This window comes from Streptomyces sp. NPDC058985 (assembly GCF_042740985.1).
Lineage (GTDB): Bacteria > Actinomycetota > Actinomycetes > Streptomycetales > Streptomycetaceae > Streptomyces.
Genome location: NZ_JBHYJX010000004.1, coordinates 180,827 through 196,807 on the forward strand (window position 1 = coordinate 180,827; position 15,981 = coordinate 196,807).

Genomic DNA, 15,981 nt, shown 5'->3' on the forward strand with positions numbered 1-15,981 from the left:
CTCTCCGTCCCGTCGACATCGCGTCGACATCGCGTCGAGCAGTGAACGGATGAGGGAGCGGAAGATGAGGCTACGCGGCGGCAAGCGGCAGAAGGCGGACGACCGGCCGGAGGCTCCGGCCGAGGGGATGCCCGGTCTCGCCGTCGAACTGCGCGGTGTCCGGCGGCAGTACGGGCGGGGCGCGGGCACCGTGCACGCGCTCGCGGGCATCGACCTCGCCCTCCCGCGCGCCACGTTCACCGCGGTCATGGGGCCGTCCGGGTCCGGCAAGTCCACCTTCCTCCAGTGCGCGGCCGGCCTCGACCGGCCGTCGGCGGGGTCCGTGCGCCTCGGCGGTACGGAGATCACCGGCATGAGCGAGAACGAGCTGACCGAGCTGCGCCGCAGCCGCCTCGGCTTCGTCTTCCAGGCGTTCAACCTGCTGCCGTCACTGACCGTGGAGCAGAACGTCCTGCTCCCCCTGCGCCTCGCCGGGCAGCGCCAGGACCGGCGCCGCGCGGCCGCCGTACTCGCCCAGGTCGGGCTGGCCGACAAGGCCCGGCGCCGCCCCGGCGAACTCTCCGGCGGCCAGCAGCAGCGCGTGGCCGTCGCCCGCGCCCTGGTCACCACCCCCGACGTGATCTTCGCCGACGAGCCCACCGGCGCCCTCGACACCGGCACCGCCACCGAGGTCCTCGGCCTGCTCCGGCACGCGGTGGACACCCTCGGCGCCACCGTCGTCATGGTCACCCACGACCCGGCCGCGGCCGCCTGGGCCGACCGCGTGCTCTTCCTCGCCGACGGCGGGTTCGCCGGCAGCCTGGAACGCGGTTCGGCGGAGCGGATCGCGGCACGCATGGCGTCGCTCACCGCCCGAAACGCCCAGACCGACGTGATGGCGGGGGTGGCGGCGTGAGGAGCCTCGCCCCGAACGGCCTCGCGCGCGCGGCCGTGCGCTTCAAACCCGCCTCGTTCGCGGGCACGTTCGTCGCGCTGATGATGTCGGCACTGATCGTCACGGCCTGCGGCATCCTGCTGGAGAGCGGCGTCCGCGCCTCGGTGCCGGCCGAGCGGTACGCGAACGCCCCGGTGGTCGCGGCCGCCGACCAGTCCGCGCGCCTCGTCGCCGACACCATCGACGGCCCGGAGGAGAACGCGTTCCCGCTGCCGGACACCGCCCGCGTGGACGCGGGGCTCGCCGCGAAGGCCGCCCGGGCGCCGGGTGCCGCGGCCGCGGTGCCGGACTTCACCTTCCCGGTGCGGCAGGGCGCGGGCCCCGGCGGCGGCACGGGACTCACCGGCCACGGCTGGGGCTCGCACGCCTTCACCGGCACCGCGCTGACCGAGGGCGCCGCACCCGGCGCGGGCGAGGTGGTGCTCGACGCCGCCGCGGCCCGTACCGCGAAGGCCGGCGTCGGCGACGCCGTCGCGCTCGAAACGGCCGCCGGACGCGCCGAATTCCGGGTCTCCGGGCTGGCCGAGGCCGGACCGGGCGACACCGCGGCGACCGGCGCGAGGGCAGGTGGCGGTGCCACCGCCTGGTTCGCCGACACCGAGGCACCCGTGCTGGCCGGGCACCCCGGCAAGGCCGACGCCATCGCCGTACTCGCCGAGGACGGCACCGGCACGGATGCCCTCGCCGCGGCCGTCGGCAAGTCCCTGGCCGGCTCCGACGCGCTGGTCCGCACCGGCGACGACCGGGGCGAGGCCGAGGACCACGGCCTGGCGTACGCCAAGGAGACCCTCACCGGACTCGGCGGCTCCTTCGGCGGCGTCGCCACCCTGGTCGCCGTCTTCACCGCGGCCGGGACCGTCGCCCTCTCCGTCGGCCAGCGCGGCCGCGAGTTCGCGCTGCTGCGCGCCGTCGGCGCCACCCCGCGGCAGATCCGCCGCGCGGTCGCCACCGAGGCACTCCTCGTCGCGCCGCTCGCCGGGCTGCTCGGCTGCCTGCCGGGGATCGCGCTGGCGAACTGGTGGTTCGGGCAGCTGAAGGACCGCGGGGCCATCCCGGAGGCGGTCGGCCTGCACGTCTCGTGGCTCCCGCCGGCCGCCGCCGTGGGCGCCGGGCTGCTCACGGCACTCGGCGCGGGCTGGGCGGCCGGACGCAGGCCCGCGAGGATCAAGCCGGGACAGGCGCTCGCCGAGGCCTCGGTGGAACGGCTGCGGCCGGGCGTCGTCCGTACCGTCCTCGGGCTGGCCGCCCTGGCCGGCGCGGCGGTCCTGGCGGGCGTCGCCGCCTCCGCCGCCGGTGGCGACGCGGCCAACGCCTCCCTCGGCGTGATCATGCTCTTCATGCTGGCCGTCGCCCTGCTCGGCCCGGTGGTGGCCCGGCTCTGCGCCGCGCTCTTCGGCCTGCTGCTGCGCGGCGGCGGTGCCCCGGCCGCGCTGGCCGCCGCCAACTCCCGCACCAACGCCCGCCGGCTGGCGTCCGCGCTCACCCCGATCGTGATGGCGATGGCCTTCGCCTCGACGCTGGTCTTCATGCACACGAGCGAGAGCCGCACCGCCGAGAACCAGCTCCGCGCCGGCCTCACCGCCGACCACGTCGTCACCGACCCGGCGGGCCTGCCCGCCGACGCCGCCGACCGGGCCGCCCGCGCCCCCGGCGTCGAAGCGGCGGTGAGCCTGCTGGACACCCAGGTGCTAGTCCCCGTCCGGGGCGGCGGCGAGACATCGCTCCAGGCGTCGGCGACCCAGGGCATCTCGGGCTCCGGCGCCCAGCTCGCCGAGGTGCAGGACCTCGACGTACGCAGCGGCAGCCTGGACCGCGTGGGTGCCGACCGGATCGCGGTCGACAGGACCCTCGCCACCGCGGCGGACGTCGAGGTCGGCGACGCACTGCCGCTCTACCTCCCCGACGGCACCCGGGCCCGCCCGGAAGTCGTCGCGGTCTACGGCCGCGGCCTGGGCCTGGCGGCGGTGACCATGGACCGCGCCTCGCTGGCCGGCCACGTCACCTCGGCCTTCGACAGCACGCTGCTGGTGAGCGGCGGCGAGGCCGGGCCGCTCACCGCGCTCGGCGAGGTCACCGACGCCTCGGGCTACGCCCTCGCGCGGAACGTGGAACGGGAACTCGGCGCCTGGGCCAACTACATGATGGCCGCCGTCCTGGGCGGCTTCGCCGCCGTCGCCGCCGTCAACACCCTGGTGATGACGGTCCTCGACCGGCGCCGCGAACTGACCGCGCTCCGCCTCGTCGGCTCCACCCGCAGCCAGGTGCTGCGGATGCTCCGCTGGGAGTCGCTGCTGGTGTCGGTGGCGGGCGTGGTGCTGGGCACCGCCATCGCCATGATCACGCTGACCCCGATGATGCGCGGCCTGACGGGCGAGTCCCCGCACGTCCCGCCGCTGCTGTACGCCACGTTCGCCGCGGTCGTGGTGGCCCTCGGCCTGCTCTCCGTGACGCTCCCCGCCCGGGCGGCACTGCGCGACCGGGACGGCTGAGATCACTTGCCTGGAGCGCACTCCAAGCCGTTGGCTGGGAACCATGGAGTACACGCAGCTGGGACGCACAGGACTCAAGGTCAGCAGGCTCGTCCTCGGGACCATGAACTTCGGTCCGCAGACCGACGAGGCCGACAGCCACGCCATCATGGACGCGGCGCTGGACGCCGGTCTGAACTTCTTCGACACCGCCAACGTGTACGGCTGGGGCGAGAACAAGGGCCGTACCGAGGAGATCATCGGCAACTGGTTCGCGAAGGGCGGCGACCGGCGCGACCGGACCGTCCTCGCCACCAAGGTGTACGGCAACATGGCCGCCGACGGCGAGGCGTGGCCCAACCACGACAAGCTGTCCGCCGTGAACATCCGGCGGGCGGTCGACGCCAGCCTCAAGCGGCTCCGGACGGACCACATCGACCTGTACCAGTTCCACCACGTCGACCGCGCCACCGGCTTCGACGAGATCTGGCAGGCGATCGACGTCCTGGTCCAGCAGGGCAAGGTGCTGTACGCGGGCTCGTCGAACTTCCCCGGGTACAAGATCGCCCAGGCCAACGAGACCGCCGCCCGGCGCGGCGGCACCATCGGCCTGGTCAGCGAGCAGTGCCTGTACAACCTGGCCGAGCGGCGGGCCGAGATGGAGGTCGTCCCGGCCGCGCAGGAGTACGGGCTCGGGGTCATCCCCTGGTCGCCGCTGCACGGCGGGCTGCTCGGCGGCGTGCTCAAGAAGGAGGTGCGGGGCGGACGGCGGGCCTCCGGACGGGCGGCCGACACCCTGGCCGACCCGGCGGGCCGGGCGCGGATCCAGGCCTACGAGGACCTGCTCGACAAGCACGGCATCGCACCGGGCGAGGCGGCGCTGGCCTGGCTGCTGACCCGGCCCGGCGTGACCGGCCCGATCGTGGGTCCGCGCACCGCCGAGCAGCTCGACTCGGCGCTGCGGGCCGTCGAGCTGGAGCTGTCGGACGAGCTGCTGGCCGGTCTTGACGAGATCTTCCCGGGTCCGGGGCCGTCCCCGGAGGCGTTCGCCTGGTAGCGGGGTGAGCGGGGCGGCGGCCGGTCAGCCCAGCGCCGCCGCCACCGCCACCACCACGAGCATCAGCACGAGTACACCGGCCATGATCCGGTTACGGGTCTTCGGGTCCACGCCTCCGAGCCTAACCGGACCCGCCGAGCGGGCTGCGGCCGACCGCCTCGTAACGGGGCTGCTCCCCGGGCACGCCTGACTTCGGCAGACGGCTGCGGACCAGGACCAGCTCCGTCACGGTCCAGGCCGGGCCGGTGAAGCCGTCCAGCGCCGCGAGGTACGGCCGTACGTCGTGCGCCTCCCGGCTGCGGGCGACCGTCAGGTGCGGCTTGTAGCGCCGGTGCTCCCCCATCGCGACGCCCGCCTTGCGCCCCGCCGCCTGCGCCCGTTCGGCGAGCAGCCGCAGCGTCGCGAGGTCACCCTCCGCCCCCACCCACAGGGCCCGCCCGTGCCCGAAGTGCCCGCCGCCGCGCAGCGCCAGCCCGAAGGGCTCGGTGCGGTGCGCGGCCCGCGCCAGCCGCTCCGACAGCTCCGGCACGAGTGCGTCGTCCACTTCCCCGTAGAACGCGAGCGTGAAGTGCCACCCCGGGCGCCCGGTCCAGCGCAACCCGTCCGCCCTGGGCAGCCCCCGCAGCCCGGCCACCTCGGCGGCGAGGGCGGCGGTGACGTCCTCGGGGGGCAGGACGGCGGCGAAGAGTCTCATGGGCCACAGTCTGCCCGGCATGACCTCAGTGCCGTGCAGGTCGTTGTACGCGCGACTGTATTCGTCCCGGGGAGGCACGGCTGACATGACCGACACCAGCGGCGAACTCACGCTCGACGTGATGTTCGAGTGGCTCGAGAAGATGCCCGTCCCTGAGGGATACAAGACCGAGATCGTCGGCGGTCACATCTTTCTGTGGCCTCAGCGGGACACCAGCTGGGACATCACCATGGCCGTCCTCGAGCAACTGCGGTCCAGGTACCCCCTCAAGTGCCTCGGGTCCGACATCCGCGTGGACTACCCAGGACGCCTCAACGGCTTCGCCTCCGACGTTGTGGCCCTCGCGGAGGGCGCCCAGCGGGACGGCAAAGACCACTGGCGCCATCAGGACGTCGAGTTCGTCGCCGAGGTCATCTCCAAGGACACCGCCGCCAACGACTACGGCCCCAAGAAGGCCACCTACGCCGCCGCCGGCGTCCCGGTGTACCTGATCGTCGACCCGTACACCGGCGAGTGGCACCTCCACACCCTGCCCAAGGACGGCGAGTACCACAGCGCCGTCAGCTTCGGCTTCGGCGAGGACGTCGACCTGACCGGGACCGTCGTCGGCCTCACCCTCAAGACCGACGACTTCCCCCGCGACTGACCCGGCGCCCGGGCCGCCTACGCCGCCGGTGCCAGCGCCTCCCGCCGCTCCCGCGGCACGAACCGCACCTTCGGGTGCCCCCGGTGCCAGCCGACCGAGAGGCGCAGGTTGCCGACGCGGGCCAGGACCAGGCCGATGACGATCGCGGCGGTGGCGGCCACCGCGCCGCCCGCGGCGAAGCCGACCCGGGCGCCGTAGGTGTCGGTGACCCAGCCGACGATCGGGGCGCCGACCGGCGAGCCGCCGAGGAAGACCATCATGTACAGGGCCATGACGCGGCCCCGCATGGCCGGGTCGGTGGACATCTGGATGCTGGTGTTGGCGGTGACGTTGACCGTCATGCTGAAGACGCCGATGGGGATCATGAGCAGGGCGAAGAGCCACAGCCCCGGTGCCGTCGCCGCCACGATCTCCAGGGCGCCGAAGGCCAGCGCCGCCGCGATCAGGACCCGCAGCCGGGCCGTGCCGCGCCGGGCGGCGAGCAGGGCGCCCGCCAGCGAGCCGACGGCCATGAGGGTGTTGAAGAGGCTGTACGCCCCGGCGCCCGCGTCGAAGACGTCGTCGGCGAAGGCGGACAGGAAGACCGGGAAGTTGAAGCCGAAGGTGCCGATGAAGCCGACCAGCGTGATGGTCCAGATCAGCTCGGGGCGCCCGGCGACGTAGTGCAGGCCCTCGCGCAGCTGCCCCTTGCCGCGCGGCGCGCGCTGGACGGCGTGCAGGTCGCGGGCGCGCATCAGCAGCAGGCAGCTGAGCGGCGCGACGAAGGAGAGGCCGTTGGCGAGGAACGCCCAGCCGGTGCCCACTCCGGTGATCATGAGGCCGGCGACGGCGGGGCCGACCAGCCGGGCGGACTGGAAGTTGGCCGAGTTCAGGCTGACCGCGTTCTGGAGCTGGTCCCGGTCGACCAGCTCGGAGACGAAGGACTGCCGCGCCGGGTTGTCGACGACGGTCGCCAGGCCCATCGCGAAGGCGGCGACGTACACGTGCCAGACCTGGACGTGGCCGGTCAGGGTGAGGACGGCGAGGAAGAGCGCGGTGACGGCCATCGCGGACTGGGTGACCAGCAGCGTGGGGCGCTTGCGCAGGCGGTCGACGAGGACACCGCCGTAGAGGCCGAAGAGGAGCATCGGGAGGAATTGCAGGGCCGTCGTGATGCCGACGGCCGCCGAGGAGCCGGTGAGGCTGAGCACCAGCCAGTCCTGGGCGATGCGCTGCATCCAGGTTCCGATGTTGGAGACGACCTGGCCCGTGAAGAACAGGCGGTAGTTCCTGACCTTCAGGGAGGCGAACATCGAGGTCCGGGACGTGCGGGGGGTGTCGGGGGCGGTCGGGTCGTCGTGGCCGTCAGGTGCGGGGGCGGAAGCTGCTCCGGATCCCGTACTCAAAAGGGTTCGCCTCCTCGCGAGAACTGCTTACTTGTGGGCGAGCTTCTCCAGCACGGGGGCGGCGGCGCGCAGTTTCGCCCACTCGTCCTCGTCGAGTCCCTCGACCAGCGTGGCCAGGAACGCGTTCCGCTTGCGGCGGCTCTCTTCGAGCATCACCACGGCCTGCTCGGTCTGCGTCACGACCTTCTGCCGCCGGTCCTCGGGATGCGGCTCGAGACGGACCAGGCCCTTCGCCTCCAGCAGCGCCACGATGCGGGTCATCGAGGGCGGCTGGACGTGTTCCTTGCGGGCGAGTTCGCCCGGGGTCGCGCTGCCGCAGAGGGAGAGGGTGCCCAGCACCGACATCTCGGTCGGGCTGAGCGACTCGTCGACCCGCTGGTGCTTGAGCCGACGGGACAGCCGCATCACGGCGGAGCGCAGGGAGTTCACGGCGGCGGCGTCGTCGCCATGCTTGAGGTCCGGCATGTTCCTTAGCCTAACTCATTAGTCTCGCGAAATACCACCGCACAACCGCCCGCGTGCCCGTGACGCCCGCCACCGAAACCCACGGTTCACCCGTACGAGTGAGTCGTTTCCGGAAATCGGAGCATCACCCGGCCGGCGGGGGCGACCCTCGACCGCATGGGGACCAGCGTGCTCAGCCTGCGGATGGACGGGGAGCTGCTCGAACGGCTCCGGCACCATGCGGCGAAAAGGGGAATGAGCGTCCAGGACTATGTCGTCCGGACGCTCATTCGGGATGACTTCGACGAGCGGTTCCAGTCCGCCGTGGAGGAGACGGAACGGTTCTACGGGGTCACCTGAACCCCGCCGGTCAGGTCAGACCGAGGGCCGGCATCAGGTAGTAGAAGGCGAAGACCGCCGACACCGCGTACATCGTGACCGGGACCTCGCGGCCCCGTCCGGCCGCCAGGCGCAGCACCGAGAAGGTGATGAAGCCCATGCCGATGCCGTTGGTGATCGAGTACGTGAACGGCATCATCAGCATCGTCACGAAGGCCGGGATCGCGATGGTGAAGTCGGACCAGTCGATCTCCCGGACCGAGCCGGCCAGGATCAGGAAGCCGACCGCGACCAGCGCCGGGGTGGCCGCCTGGGACGGGACCATCGTGGCGACCGGGGTGAGGAACAGCGCCAGGGCGAAGAGCCCGCCGGTGACGATGTTCGCGAAGCCGGTGCGGGCGCCCTCGCCGACGCCGGCCGTGGACTCCACGAAGCAGGTGGTGGCCGAGGCGGAGCTGGCGCCGCCCGCAGCGACCGCGATGCCGTCCACGAACAGGACCTTGTTGATGCCCGGCATCTGGCCCTCGCCGTCGGTCAGCTTGGCCTCGTCGCTGACGCCCATGATCGTGCCCATCGCGTCGAAGAAGCACGACAGCAGCACGGTGAAGACGAACAGCACGCCGGTCAGGACACCGACCTTCTCGAACCCGCCGAACAGGCTGACCTCGCCGACCAGCCCGAAGTCGGGCGTGGCGACGGGGTTGCCCGGCCACTCGGGCGTGGTCAGACCCCAAGAGGGGATGTCGGCGACGGCGTTGATGATCACCGCGACCACGGTCATCACGACGATCGAGATCAGGATGGCGCCGGGGGTCCTGCGGACGATCAGCGCGAGGGTCAGCAGCACGCCGAGGACGAAGACCAGCACCGGCCAGCCCTCCAGGTGGCCGCCGGTGCCCAGCTGGAGCGGGACGGTGGTCTGCGCGGCGTCGGGCATCCGGGTCACGAAGCCGGAGTCGACGAGACCGATCAGCATGATGAACAGGCCGATACCGATGGCGATGGCCTTGCGCAGGCCGTAGGGCACGGCGCTCATCACGCGCTCGCGCAGACCGGTGGCGACCAGCACCATGACGACGAACCCGGCCAGCACGACCATGCCCATGGCGTCCGGCCAGGACATCCGCGGGGCGAGCTGGAGGGCGACGACGGAGTTCACGCCGAGACCGGCGGCCAGCGCGATCGGGACGTTGCCGATGACACCCATCAGCAGCGTGGTGAACGCGGCCGTGAGCGCGGTGGCGGTGACCAGCTGACCGTTGTCGAGCTGGTTGCCGTACATGTCCTTCGCGCTGCCCAGGATGATCGGGTTCAGCACGATGATGTACGCCATCGCGAAGAAGGTGGCGAAGCCGCCCCGGATCTCACGGGGCAGCGTGCTGCCGCGCTCGGAGATCTTGAAGTAGCGGTCGAGGCCGTTCTGCGGGGGCCGCCGGTCCTCCGGCGACTCGGGGGACGGGGGGACCTTGGCGGAGGCCGAGGTGGGCATGCGGGGACCTCATCACCGACAGCAGGTTCCCCCACGGCCTTGTCGGTGTTTCTGCGCTTGGAGTTTTCTACGAAAGAAAGTGGTCAGAGACAAACGGGTTCAGTATGAACGTATGAGCCCGGGATCGCTATCTCCGCGCGTAGACCCCGTGGGTGCCGCGCCGACAACCCGTTCGCCCGCTCCTCGTAAGCTGTACGCATGAAGAAGTGGACACCCACGCGCGAGGCACCGGAGCCCCTGGAGGGCCCCGTGGTTCCGACCATCGTCGGCGGCACCGTCCTGTGGTTCGTCCTCTTCCTGGCGCAGCTCCCGTTCTACGGCTGGTTCGACGACCACGGCCACACCTGGTGGGTGTGGACCTGCCTGGCCGGAGCCGGGCTCGGCCTGATCGGCATCTGGTACGTCCGGGGCCGCGAGGCCGCCCTGCGGCGGGCGGCGCGGGACGACGCGTAGTACCAGGGCATCACCGGCCGGACCGCCCCGTCCTCCCCAGGTCGGATCTTTGCCGTTTTGAGCCGGTGAGGCCCCGAATCCGCCCGTACCGTCGAGCCCATGACGCATCTCGACGCCGACGACCGGCTCGACCCCGCGCACCCGCGTCCCGCCCGCACGCCGGCGACCGGGCTGACGGCGGCCGAGGTCGCCGAACGGACCGCACGCGGCCAGGTCAACGACGTACCGGTGCGCAGCAGCCGCTCGGTCGCCGACATCGTGCGCGCCAACGTCTTCACCCGGTTCAACGCGATCATCGGCGTCCTCTGGGTGATCATGCTGATCGTCGCGCCCATCCAGGACAGCCTCTTCGGCTTCGTGATCCTCGCCAACACCGGCATCGGCATCGTCCAGGAGTGGCGGGCCAAGAAGACCCTCGACTCGCTCGCCCTGATCGGCGAGGCCCGGCCGACCGTGCGCAGGGACGGGACGGCCACCGAGGTCAGCACCTCGCGGATCGTGCTGGACGACGTCATCGAGACCGGGCCCGGGGACAAAGTCGTCGTCGACGGTGTGGTGGTCGAGGCCGACGGTCTGGAGATCGACGAGTCACTGCTGACCGGCGAGGCCGACCCGGTCGTCAAGCGGCCCGGCGACCCGGTGATGTCCGGCAGCTTCGTGGTCGCGGGCGGCGGCGCCTTCCAGGCGACCAAGGTCGGCCGCGAGGCGTACGCCGCACAGCTCGCCGAGGAGGCCAGCCGCTTCACCCTGGTCCAGTCCGAGCTGCGGTCCGGCATCTCCACGATCCTCAAGTACGTCACGTGGATGATGGTCCCGACCGCTCTCGGCCTGATCCTCAGCCAGCTGCTGGCCAAGGACAACGAGCTGGACGACTCGATCGCGCGCACCGTCGGCGGCATCGTCCCGATGGTCCCCGAGGGCCTGGTCCTGCTCACCTCCGTCGCCTTCGCGATCGGCGTCGTCCGGCTCGGCCGCAAGCAATGCCTCGTCCAGGAACTGCCCGCCATCGAGGGCCTGGCCCGCGTCGACACCGTCTGCCTGGACAAGACCGGCACCCTCACCGAGGGCGGCATGGACGTCACCGCCCTGCGCCTCCTCGACGGCGCCGACGAGGCGTACGTCCGCACGGTGCTCGGTGCCCTCGGCGCGGCCGACCCGCGCCCCAACGCCTCGCTCCGGGCCGTCATCGAGGCCTACCCGGCGAACGGCGAGTGGCAGCGCACCGACGCCCTGCCCTTCTCCTCCGCCCGCAAGTACGGCGGCGCCGCGTTCAGCGGGCCCGACGGCGCCTCGGGCACCTGGCTGCTGGGCGCGCCGGACGTGCTGCTGGCCGAGGACCACCCCGCCCTCGCCGAGACCGGACGCCTCAACGAACAGGGCCTGCGGGTCCTCCTCCTCGCCCGCGCCTCCCGCGCCCTGACCGACCCCGCCGTCGCCGCGGACGTCGCGCCCACCGCCCTGGTCGTCCTGGAGCAGCGGCTGCGCCCGGACGCCGCCGACACCCTGCGCTACTTCGCCGAGCAGGACGTCCGCGCCAAGGTCATCTCCGGCGACAACGCGGTGTCCGTGGGCGCGGTCGCCGCCAAGCTCGGCCTGTCCGGCGCCACCGTCGACGCCCGCCGCCTGCCCGCCGACCGGGAGGCGATGGCCGGGGCGCTGGACGACGGCACGGTCTTCGGCCGCGTCACCCCGCAGCAGAAGCGGGACATGGTCGGCGCCCTCCAGTCGCACGGCCACACCGTCGCGATGACCGGCGACGGCGTCAACGACGTCCTCGCGCTCAAGGACGCCGACATCGGCGTGGCGATGGGCTCCGGCTCGGAGGCGACCCGGGCGGTGGCGCAGATCGTGCTGCTGAACAACAGCTTCGCCACGCTTCCGTCGGTGGTGGCCGAGGGCCGCCGGGTCATCGGGAACATCACCCGGGTCGCCACCCTGTTCCTGGTGAAGACCGTCTACTCGGTGCTGCTGGCGATCCTGGTGGTCTGCTCGCAGGTCGAGTACCCGTTCCTGCCCCGGCACCTGACCCTCCTCTCCACCCTCACCATCGGCGTCCCCGCCTTCTTCCTCGCCCTGGCCCCCAACAAGGAGCGGGCCAGGCCCCACTTCGTCCGGCGGGTGATGCGGTACGCGATCCCGGGCGGCGTGGTGGCGGGCGCGGCGACCTTCGTGACGTACCTGATCGCCCGCCACCACTACAGCGGCCCGGGCGCCCTGGACGCGGAGACCAGCGCGGCGACGCTGACGCTGTTCCTGATCTCGATGTGGGTACTCGCGATCATCGCCCGCCCCTACACGTGGTGGCGCGTCCTCCTGGTGGCCACGATGGGCGCGGCGTTCCTGGTGGTCCTGGCGGTCCCGTGGCTCCAGGACTTCTTCGCTCTCAAGCTGGTGGGGGTCACGATGCCGTGGGCCGCCGTGGGGGTCGCGGTGGTGGCCGCGGCCTCGCTGGAACTCCTGTGGCGATGGGTGGACCACCGCTTCCCCGCCTGAGGGTGATGCCGCAAGGGGCGCGGGGAACCGCGCGACCAGCCACCACGGCGCCGCGCCAACCCACGAGCCGGAGCCGTCAGTCGAACCAGCGGTCCCTGGCCAGCTCCTCCGTGCGGGACTCGTCCTCCAGCAGGGCCGCGACCTCGAACCGCCGTGGCCACTGCCCCGCCGCCCAGGCCAGCCCCGCGGCGACCCCCTCCAGCGTCGCCGCGTGCAGCGCCCCGTCGTCGGTCAGCCGCCAGTCGATCTCCACACCGTCGACGACCAGTTCCCCGTGCTCCACGTACGACGCCGGGGTCCGCGCCCCGAGCAGCACCCGCACCGGCTCCGGCACGTCGTGCTCGGTGCCCTCGGAGTCCACGTGCCCGGTGACGGACTCGCTCAGCCGCCGCACCTGGAACAGCTCCGCCAGCTCGGCGGCCCGGGCGGGCCGTACCGGCAGCAGCGGCACGCCCGAGGTGAAGGGCAGCAGGTCCGGCGAGTCGACCACGACCGCGTCGGCGGCGTCCACCACGCGCACCTCGCCGTCGACCACGGCCCGTACGTCGTCCGGCAGGGTGACCTGCTCCGGGTCCAGGTCGGCCAGCGCGCCGTACAGGGCGTGCAGTTGGGCGGCCGTGACCGGGCGGGCGGGGTCGGCGAGGCGGTCGAGCAGTTCGGCCGCGCCGCCGGGCTCGTCGAGGAGGGCGGCGACCGAGGTGCGTACGCCCAGCGCCCGCAGCACCTGCTCGTCCTCGAAGCCGGAGGCGTCGGCCTCGTCGTACAGGCCCCGCAGCAGCGGATCGGAGCCCGCCGCGCGGAGTCCGGCCGGGCGCCGTCCGCCGAGCACCGGGTGCCCGCGCAGCCACCACGCGGTGTACGGCCGTACGACCTCGTGGGTGCCGTCGGGCAGCAGCACGCGGACCGGCTGGACGAGCGCGTCGCGCAGGGGCGGCCGGGACAGCAGGGCGAGGGCCTCGGGCCACCGGTCGTCGTCCACCAGGTCCAGGTCGCGCACGGCGACGATCTCGGTGGCGACCGGCGGGACGGGCGTGTCCGGGAAGCGGTCCAGGACGTCCTCGCTCCACACGTCCACGGCGTCCAGCAGCCCGGCGTCGTCGGGTTCGGCGAAGTCCCCCTCGCGGGGCTCCAGTTCGTCCGGGTCGAGGACGACGTCGGTGGCGCGGACGAGGGCGAAGGTGACGAGTACGCCGCAGGCGGCCAGCGCGTCCTCCCCCCACTTCTCGGCCAGCTCCGCGTCCACGGCGGCGACCTCGTCCTCGCGCATGACCCGCGCGAACGGGCCGCCGGGGAAGACGAGTTCGCCCGCCGGGGAGAGTTCGCCGTCCTCGTCGGGCAGGGCGAGCGCGCCGAGCCAGGGCTCGTCCCCGGCGTCGAGTCCGGCGTCGCGGACCAGGCCGAGGACGGTGTCGGCCAGTTCCTCGGCGTCGAGGGCGTCCTCCTCCCAGTTCGCGCCGCCGTCGTCCTCCAGCGAGGCGGCCACGGCGGCCCGGACCTGCGGGGTGGTGAGCACGGCACGCGGGGTGGCCGGGAGGGCGCCGAGCTTCTCCAGGAGCGGATGGGCCGCGTCCGGGTGGGCGATCTTCAGGCCGAGGCGGGTGAGCACCTCCGGGTCGAGGGAGGCGGCCTCCGGGGACGGCAGCAGCACCTGCCGGGGCCCGATGGTGGTCCGCACCGCTCCCGTCCCCAACCCCTGGGAGGCGCCCCCGGCCAGCGGTACCGGCAGCCCCGAGAGCCGGTCGGGGTCGACGCCGGCGAGGCTGTCGTAGAGCCGGTGCCACCAGCCCGGGTCCTTCTCCAGACCGGCCAGCCGGTCGATCGCGTCGGTCAGCGGCACCCGGGCGACGCCGAGCGTGCGCAGCTCCACCCGGCGTTCGAGCCCGGCGCGCAGCAGGGTCGGCAGCACCTCGGCGAGGACCCGCACGGTGTCGGCGCCGGCGCCCTCCACCACCTCGGCGTCGCGCGGGCGCAGGGAGTCGGGCAGGTCGGGGTCGTCCTCGGCCGGTCCGGCGGCGGGCGGCAGGAAGGCGGTGCGCGGCAGCCGTTCGAGGATCGCCTGGCGCAGCGCGCCGTCCAGCTCGCCCTTGCCCAGCGGGCCGGGCACGAGGTCGATGAGACCGGCGGTGACCGGGCGCCAGTCGGCGAGCAGCCCGGCGTAGGCGTCGGCGGCCCGCTCGGTCAGGAAGCCGGTCAGCGGGCCGGGCGCGGCGTGCCGGCGGGTGGAGTCCAGCGGGAAGGAGGCGATGAGCAGGGCGGGCACACCGAGCGGCTCGTCGCTGGGTGTGGGCGCGTGCACCACGGGGCTGGTGCGGGGCCGCGCCGGGGTGCCGTCGGCGTCGACCGGCACCGCCCAGGTCACGGACCAGTGCGGGCGCAGCCGCTCCTCGACCGGCCGGTCGGCGAGCAGGTCGGGGGTGAGCGGGCCGTGCGCGGCGGCGGTGCGCCAGCGGGTGGTGCCCTCGCGGGAGTCCTCGACGACGGTGAGGGCGCCCTCGGTGCGGCGGGACAGCGTGCGGACGTCGTCCGCGACCTCGACCACGACCTCCGCCAGGCCCGGCAGGGCGAGCAGCAGGGCGTCGTCCACGGCGTGCAGGAGCCGTTCGGCGAGGTCGGCGGCGGCCGTGTCGCGCAGCGGGAGGATGACGGCCGTGTCGTAGGGGCCGGGGGCGCTGCCCTCGGCGGAGAACGGCAGCCGCAGCAGCGGGACGTGTCCGTCGCGCCGCCGGATCTCGTCGCCCAGTCCTGGGCTGTGCCCGGCGGTGTCGGCGGCCAGGTCGCGGGCCTCGGCCAGGGACCAGCGGACCCCGCCATGCCGGCTGACGACGGCGGGCTCGTCGGTGACGGCCAGCACGGCGGCGAAGCCGACCCCGAACCGGCCGACGGCGCCGTCCCCGGCGTCCCGCTTGGCGGAGGCGCGCAGCGTGGACAGCGACTCGACGCCGGTCGCGTCCAGCGGGGCGCCGGTGTTGGCGGCGACGAGGACGCCGTCGCGCAGGGTCAGCCGGAGCCGCCCCGGCACGCCGGACCGGGCGGCGGCGTCGGCGGCGTTCTGCGCCAGCTCGACGACCAGCCGGTCGCGGTAGCCGCCGAGGACGAGGTCCTCCTCGGCGTTGGCGTCCTCACGGAACCGGGCCGGGCTCGTCGCCCAGGCGTCCAGCACCCCGCGCCGAAGACGTCCCGTACCGAACGGATCGGCCCCTTCGGCGGCAGGCTGCACGAACATGCTCACGGTGACTCTCCTCATCGACGGACCACGAAGGTACCGCGAGGACGCCTCGTCACCGGCCCGGGATTCCTCCGGCCCGGGCGCCGTCATCCGGCGCGGGCGCCACCACCCGGCCCGACCGCCACCATCCGGCCCGGCCGCCACGATCCGGCGCGGGCGGCACCATCCAGCCCGACCACCACCATCCGGCGCGGGCGGCACCATCCAGCCCGACCGCCACCATCCGGCCCAGGCGCCACCATCCAGCCCGACCGCCACCATCCGGCCCAGGCGCCACCATCCAGCCCGACCGCCACCATCCGGCCGGGGCGCAGTGATCCCGCTCGGGCGCCGTCATGCGGCCGAGGGACACC

General features: G+C 73.5%; 12 protein-coding genes. 7 read left to right on the forward strand and 5 right to left on the reverse strand.

Translation table 11 applies throughout. The features are described 5' to 3' along the window. Positions 1 to 64 precede the first annotated feature (64 nt). From ACFW01_RS05185 to ACFW01_RS05195, 3 genes are read left to right on the forward strand one after another with little or no spacing between them, the layout of a single operon-like run. Positions 65 to 895: an ABC transporter ATP-binding protein gene (locus ACFW01_RS05185; protein WP_234957100.1), complete on the forward strand. Its 831-nt coding sequence runs from the start codon at positions 65 to 67 to the stop codon at positions 893 to 895. Continuing rightward, the gene (locus ACFW01_RS05190) at positions 892 to 3,423 is read left to right on the forward strand and encodes an ABC transporter permease (protein ID WP_384502418.1); all 2,532 of its coding nucleotides are present in this window, start codon (positions 892 to 894) and stop codon (positions 3,421 to 3,423) included. Before ACFW01_RS05185 ends, ACFW01_RS05190 begins: the two co-directional genes overlap by 4 nt. A 43-nt stretch (positions 3,424 to 3,466) precedes the next feature. Beyond that, a complete protein-coding gene (locus tag ACFW01_RS05195; protein WP_234957098.1) occupies positions 3,467 to 4,459 on the forward strand; it encodes an aldo/keto reductase in 993 nt (330 codons plus the stop codon). Between the two features lie 121 nt (positions 4,460 to 4,580). Here ACFW01_RS05195 and thpR read toward each other — a convergent pair whose 3' ends face one another. Then, the gene (gene thpR / locus ACFW01_RS05200; protein ID WP_384502419.1) at positions 4,581 to 5,153 is read right to left on the reverse strand and encodes an RNA 2',3'-cyclic phosphodiesterase; all 573 of its coding nucleotides are present in this window, start codon (positions 5,151 to 5,153) and stop codon (positions 4,581 to 4,583) included. An 85-nt stretch (positions 5,154 to 5,238) separates the two neighbouring features. On the opposite strand from thpR, the gene ACFW01_RS05205 reads away from it, so the two are divergent. Further along, positions 5,239 to 5,799: a Uma2 family endonuclease gene (locus tag ACFW01_RS05205; RefSeq protein ID WP_234957096.1), complete on the forward strand. Its 561-nt coding sequence runs from the start codon at positions 5,239 to 5,241 to the stop codon at positions 5,797 to 5,799. Between the two features lie 17 nt (positions 5,800 to 5,816). Here ACFW01_RS05205 and ACFW01_RS05210 read toward each other — a convergent pair whose 3' ends face one another. After that, the gene (locus tag ACFW01_RS05210; protein ID WP_234957095.1) at positions 5,817 to 7,184 is read right to left on the reverse strand and encodes an MFS transporter; all 1,368 of its coding nucleotides are present in this window, start codon (positions 7,182 to 7,184) and stop codon (positions 5,817 to 5,819) included. Between the two features lie 27 nt (positions 7,185 to 7,211). Further along, the gene (locus tag ACFW01_RS05215) at positions 7,212 to 7,649 is read right to left on the reverse strand and encodes a MarR family winged helix-turn-helix transcriptional regulator (protein WP_114527826.1); all 438 of its coding nucleotides are present in this window, start codon (positions 7,647 to 7,649) and stop codon (positions 7,212 to 7,214) included. A gap of 156 nt (positions 7,650 to 7,805) precedes the next feature. On the opposite strand from ACFW01_RS05215, the gene ACFW01_RS05220 reads away from it, so the two are divergent. Continuing rightward, positions 7,806 to 7,988, forward strand: coding sequence for a ribbon-helix-helix protein, CopG family (locus ACFW01_RS05220; RefSeq protein WP_064728497.1), 183 nt, complete (start codon positions 7,806 to 7,808; stop codon positions 7,986 to 7,988). 10 nt (positions 7,989 to 7,998) lie between these two features. Here the strand turns inward: ACFW01_RS05220 and ACFW01_RS05225 are convergent, their stop codons facing one another. Beyond that, positions 7,999 to 9,456 (reverse strand): NCS2 family permease, encoded by a 1,458-nt coding sequence (locus tag ACFW01_RS05225; RefSeq protein WP_384502420.1) that lies wholly within the window; start codon positions 9,454 to 9,456, stop codon positions 7,999 to 8,001. A gap of 198 nt (positions 9,457 to 9,654) precedes the next feature. Between ACFW01_RS05225 and ACFW01_RS05230 the strand changes: the two genes are divergently transcribed. Both ACFW01_RS05230 and ACFW01_RS05235 read left to right on the forward strand, forming a co-directional pair. Further along, positions 9,655 to 9,909 carry a DUF2530 domain-containing protein gene (locus tag ACFW01_RS05230; protein WP_125494322.1) on the forward strand — a complete coding sequence of 85 codons (255 nt, stop codon included), beginning with the start codon at positions 9,655 to 9,657 and terminating at the stop codon, positions 9,907 to 9,909. 99 nt (positions 9,910 to 10,008) lie between these two features. After that, positions 10,009 to 12,402 (forward strand): HAD-IC family P-type ATPase, encoded by a 2,394-nt coding sequence (locus ACFW01_RS05235; RefSeq protein WP_384502421.1) that lies wholly within the window; start codon positions 10,009 to 10,011, stop codon positions 12,400 to 12,402. Positions 12,403 to 12,478: 76 nt separating this feature from the next. On the opposite strand, the gene ACFW01_RS05240 is transcribed toward ACFW01_RS05235, so the two are convergent. Then, a complete protein-coding gene (locus tag ACFW01_RS05240) occupies positions 12,479 to 15,631 on the reverse strand; it encodes a sacsin N-terminal ATP-binding-like domain-containing protein (RefSeq protein ID WP_234957092.1) in 3,153 nt (1,050 codons plus the stop codon). Between the last annotated feature and the right edge of the window lie 350 nt (positions 15,632 to 15,981).

Coding starts and splice junctions, on each gene's coding strand:
- ACFW01_RS05185 (WP_234957100.1), top strand. CDS start 65: ATGAGGCTACGCGGCGGCAAGCGGCAGAAGGCGGACGACCGGCCGGAG.
- ACFW01_RS05195 (WP_234957098.1), top strand. CDS start 3,467: ATGGAGTACACGCAGCTGGGACGCACAGGACTCAAGGTCAGCAGGCTC.
- ACFW01_RS05215 (WP_114527826.1), bottom strand. CDS start 7,649: ATGCCGGACCTCAAGCATGGCGACGACGCCGCCGCCGTGAACTCCCTG.
- ACFW01_RS05205 (WP_234957096.1), top strand. CDS start 5,239: ATGACCGACACCAGCGGCGAACTCACGCTCGACGTGATGTTCGAGTGG.
- ACFW01_RS05230 (WP_125494322.1), top strand. CDS start 9,655: ATGAAGAAGTGGACACCCACGCGCGAGGCACCGGAGCCCCTGGAGGGC.
- ACFW01_RS05225 (WP_384502420.1), bottom strand. CDS start 9,456: ATGCCCACCTCGGCCTCCGCCAAGGTCCCCCCGTCCCCCGAGTCGCCG.
- ACFW01_RS05220 (WP_064728497.1), top strand. CDS start 7,806: ATGGGGACCAGCGTGCTCAGCCTGCGGATGGACGGGGAGCTGCTCGAA.
- thpR (WP_384502419.1), bottom strand. CDS start 5,153: ATGAGACTCTTCGCCGCCGTCCTGCCCCCCGAGGACGTCACCGCCGCC.
- ACFW01_RS05235 (WP_384502421.1), top strand. CDS start 10,009: ATGACGCATCTCGACGCCGACGACCGGCTCGACCCCGCGCACCCGCGT.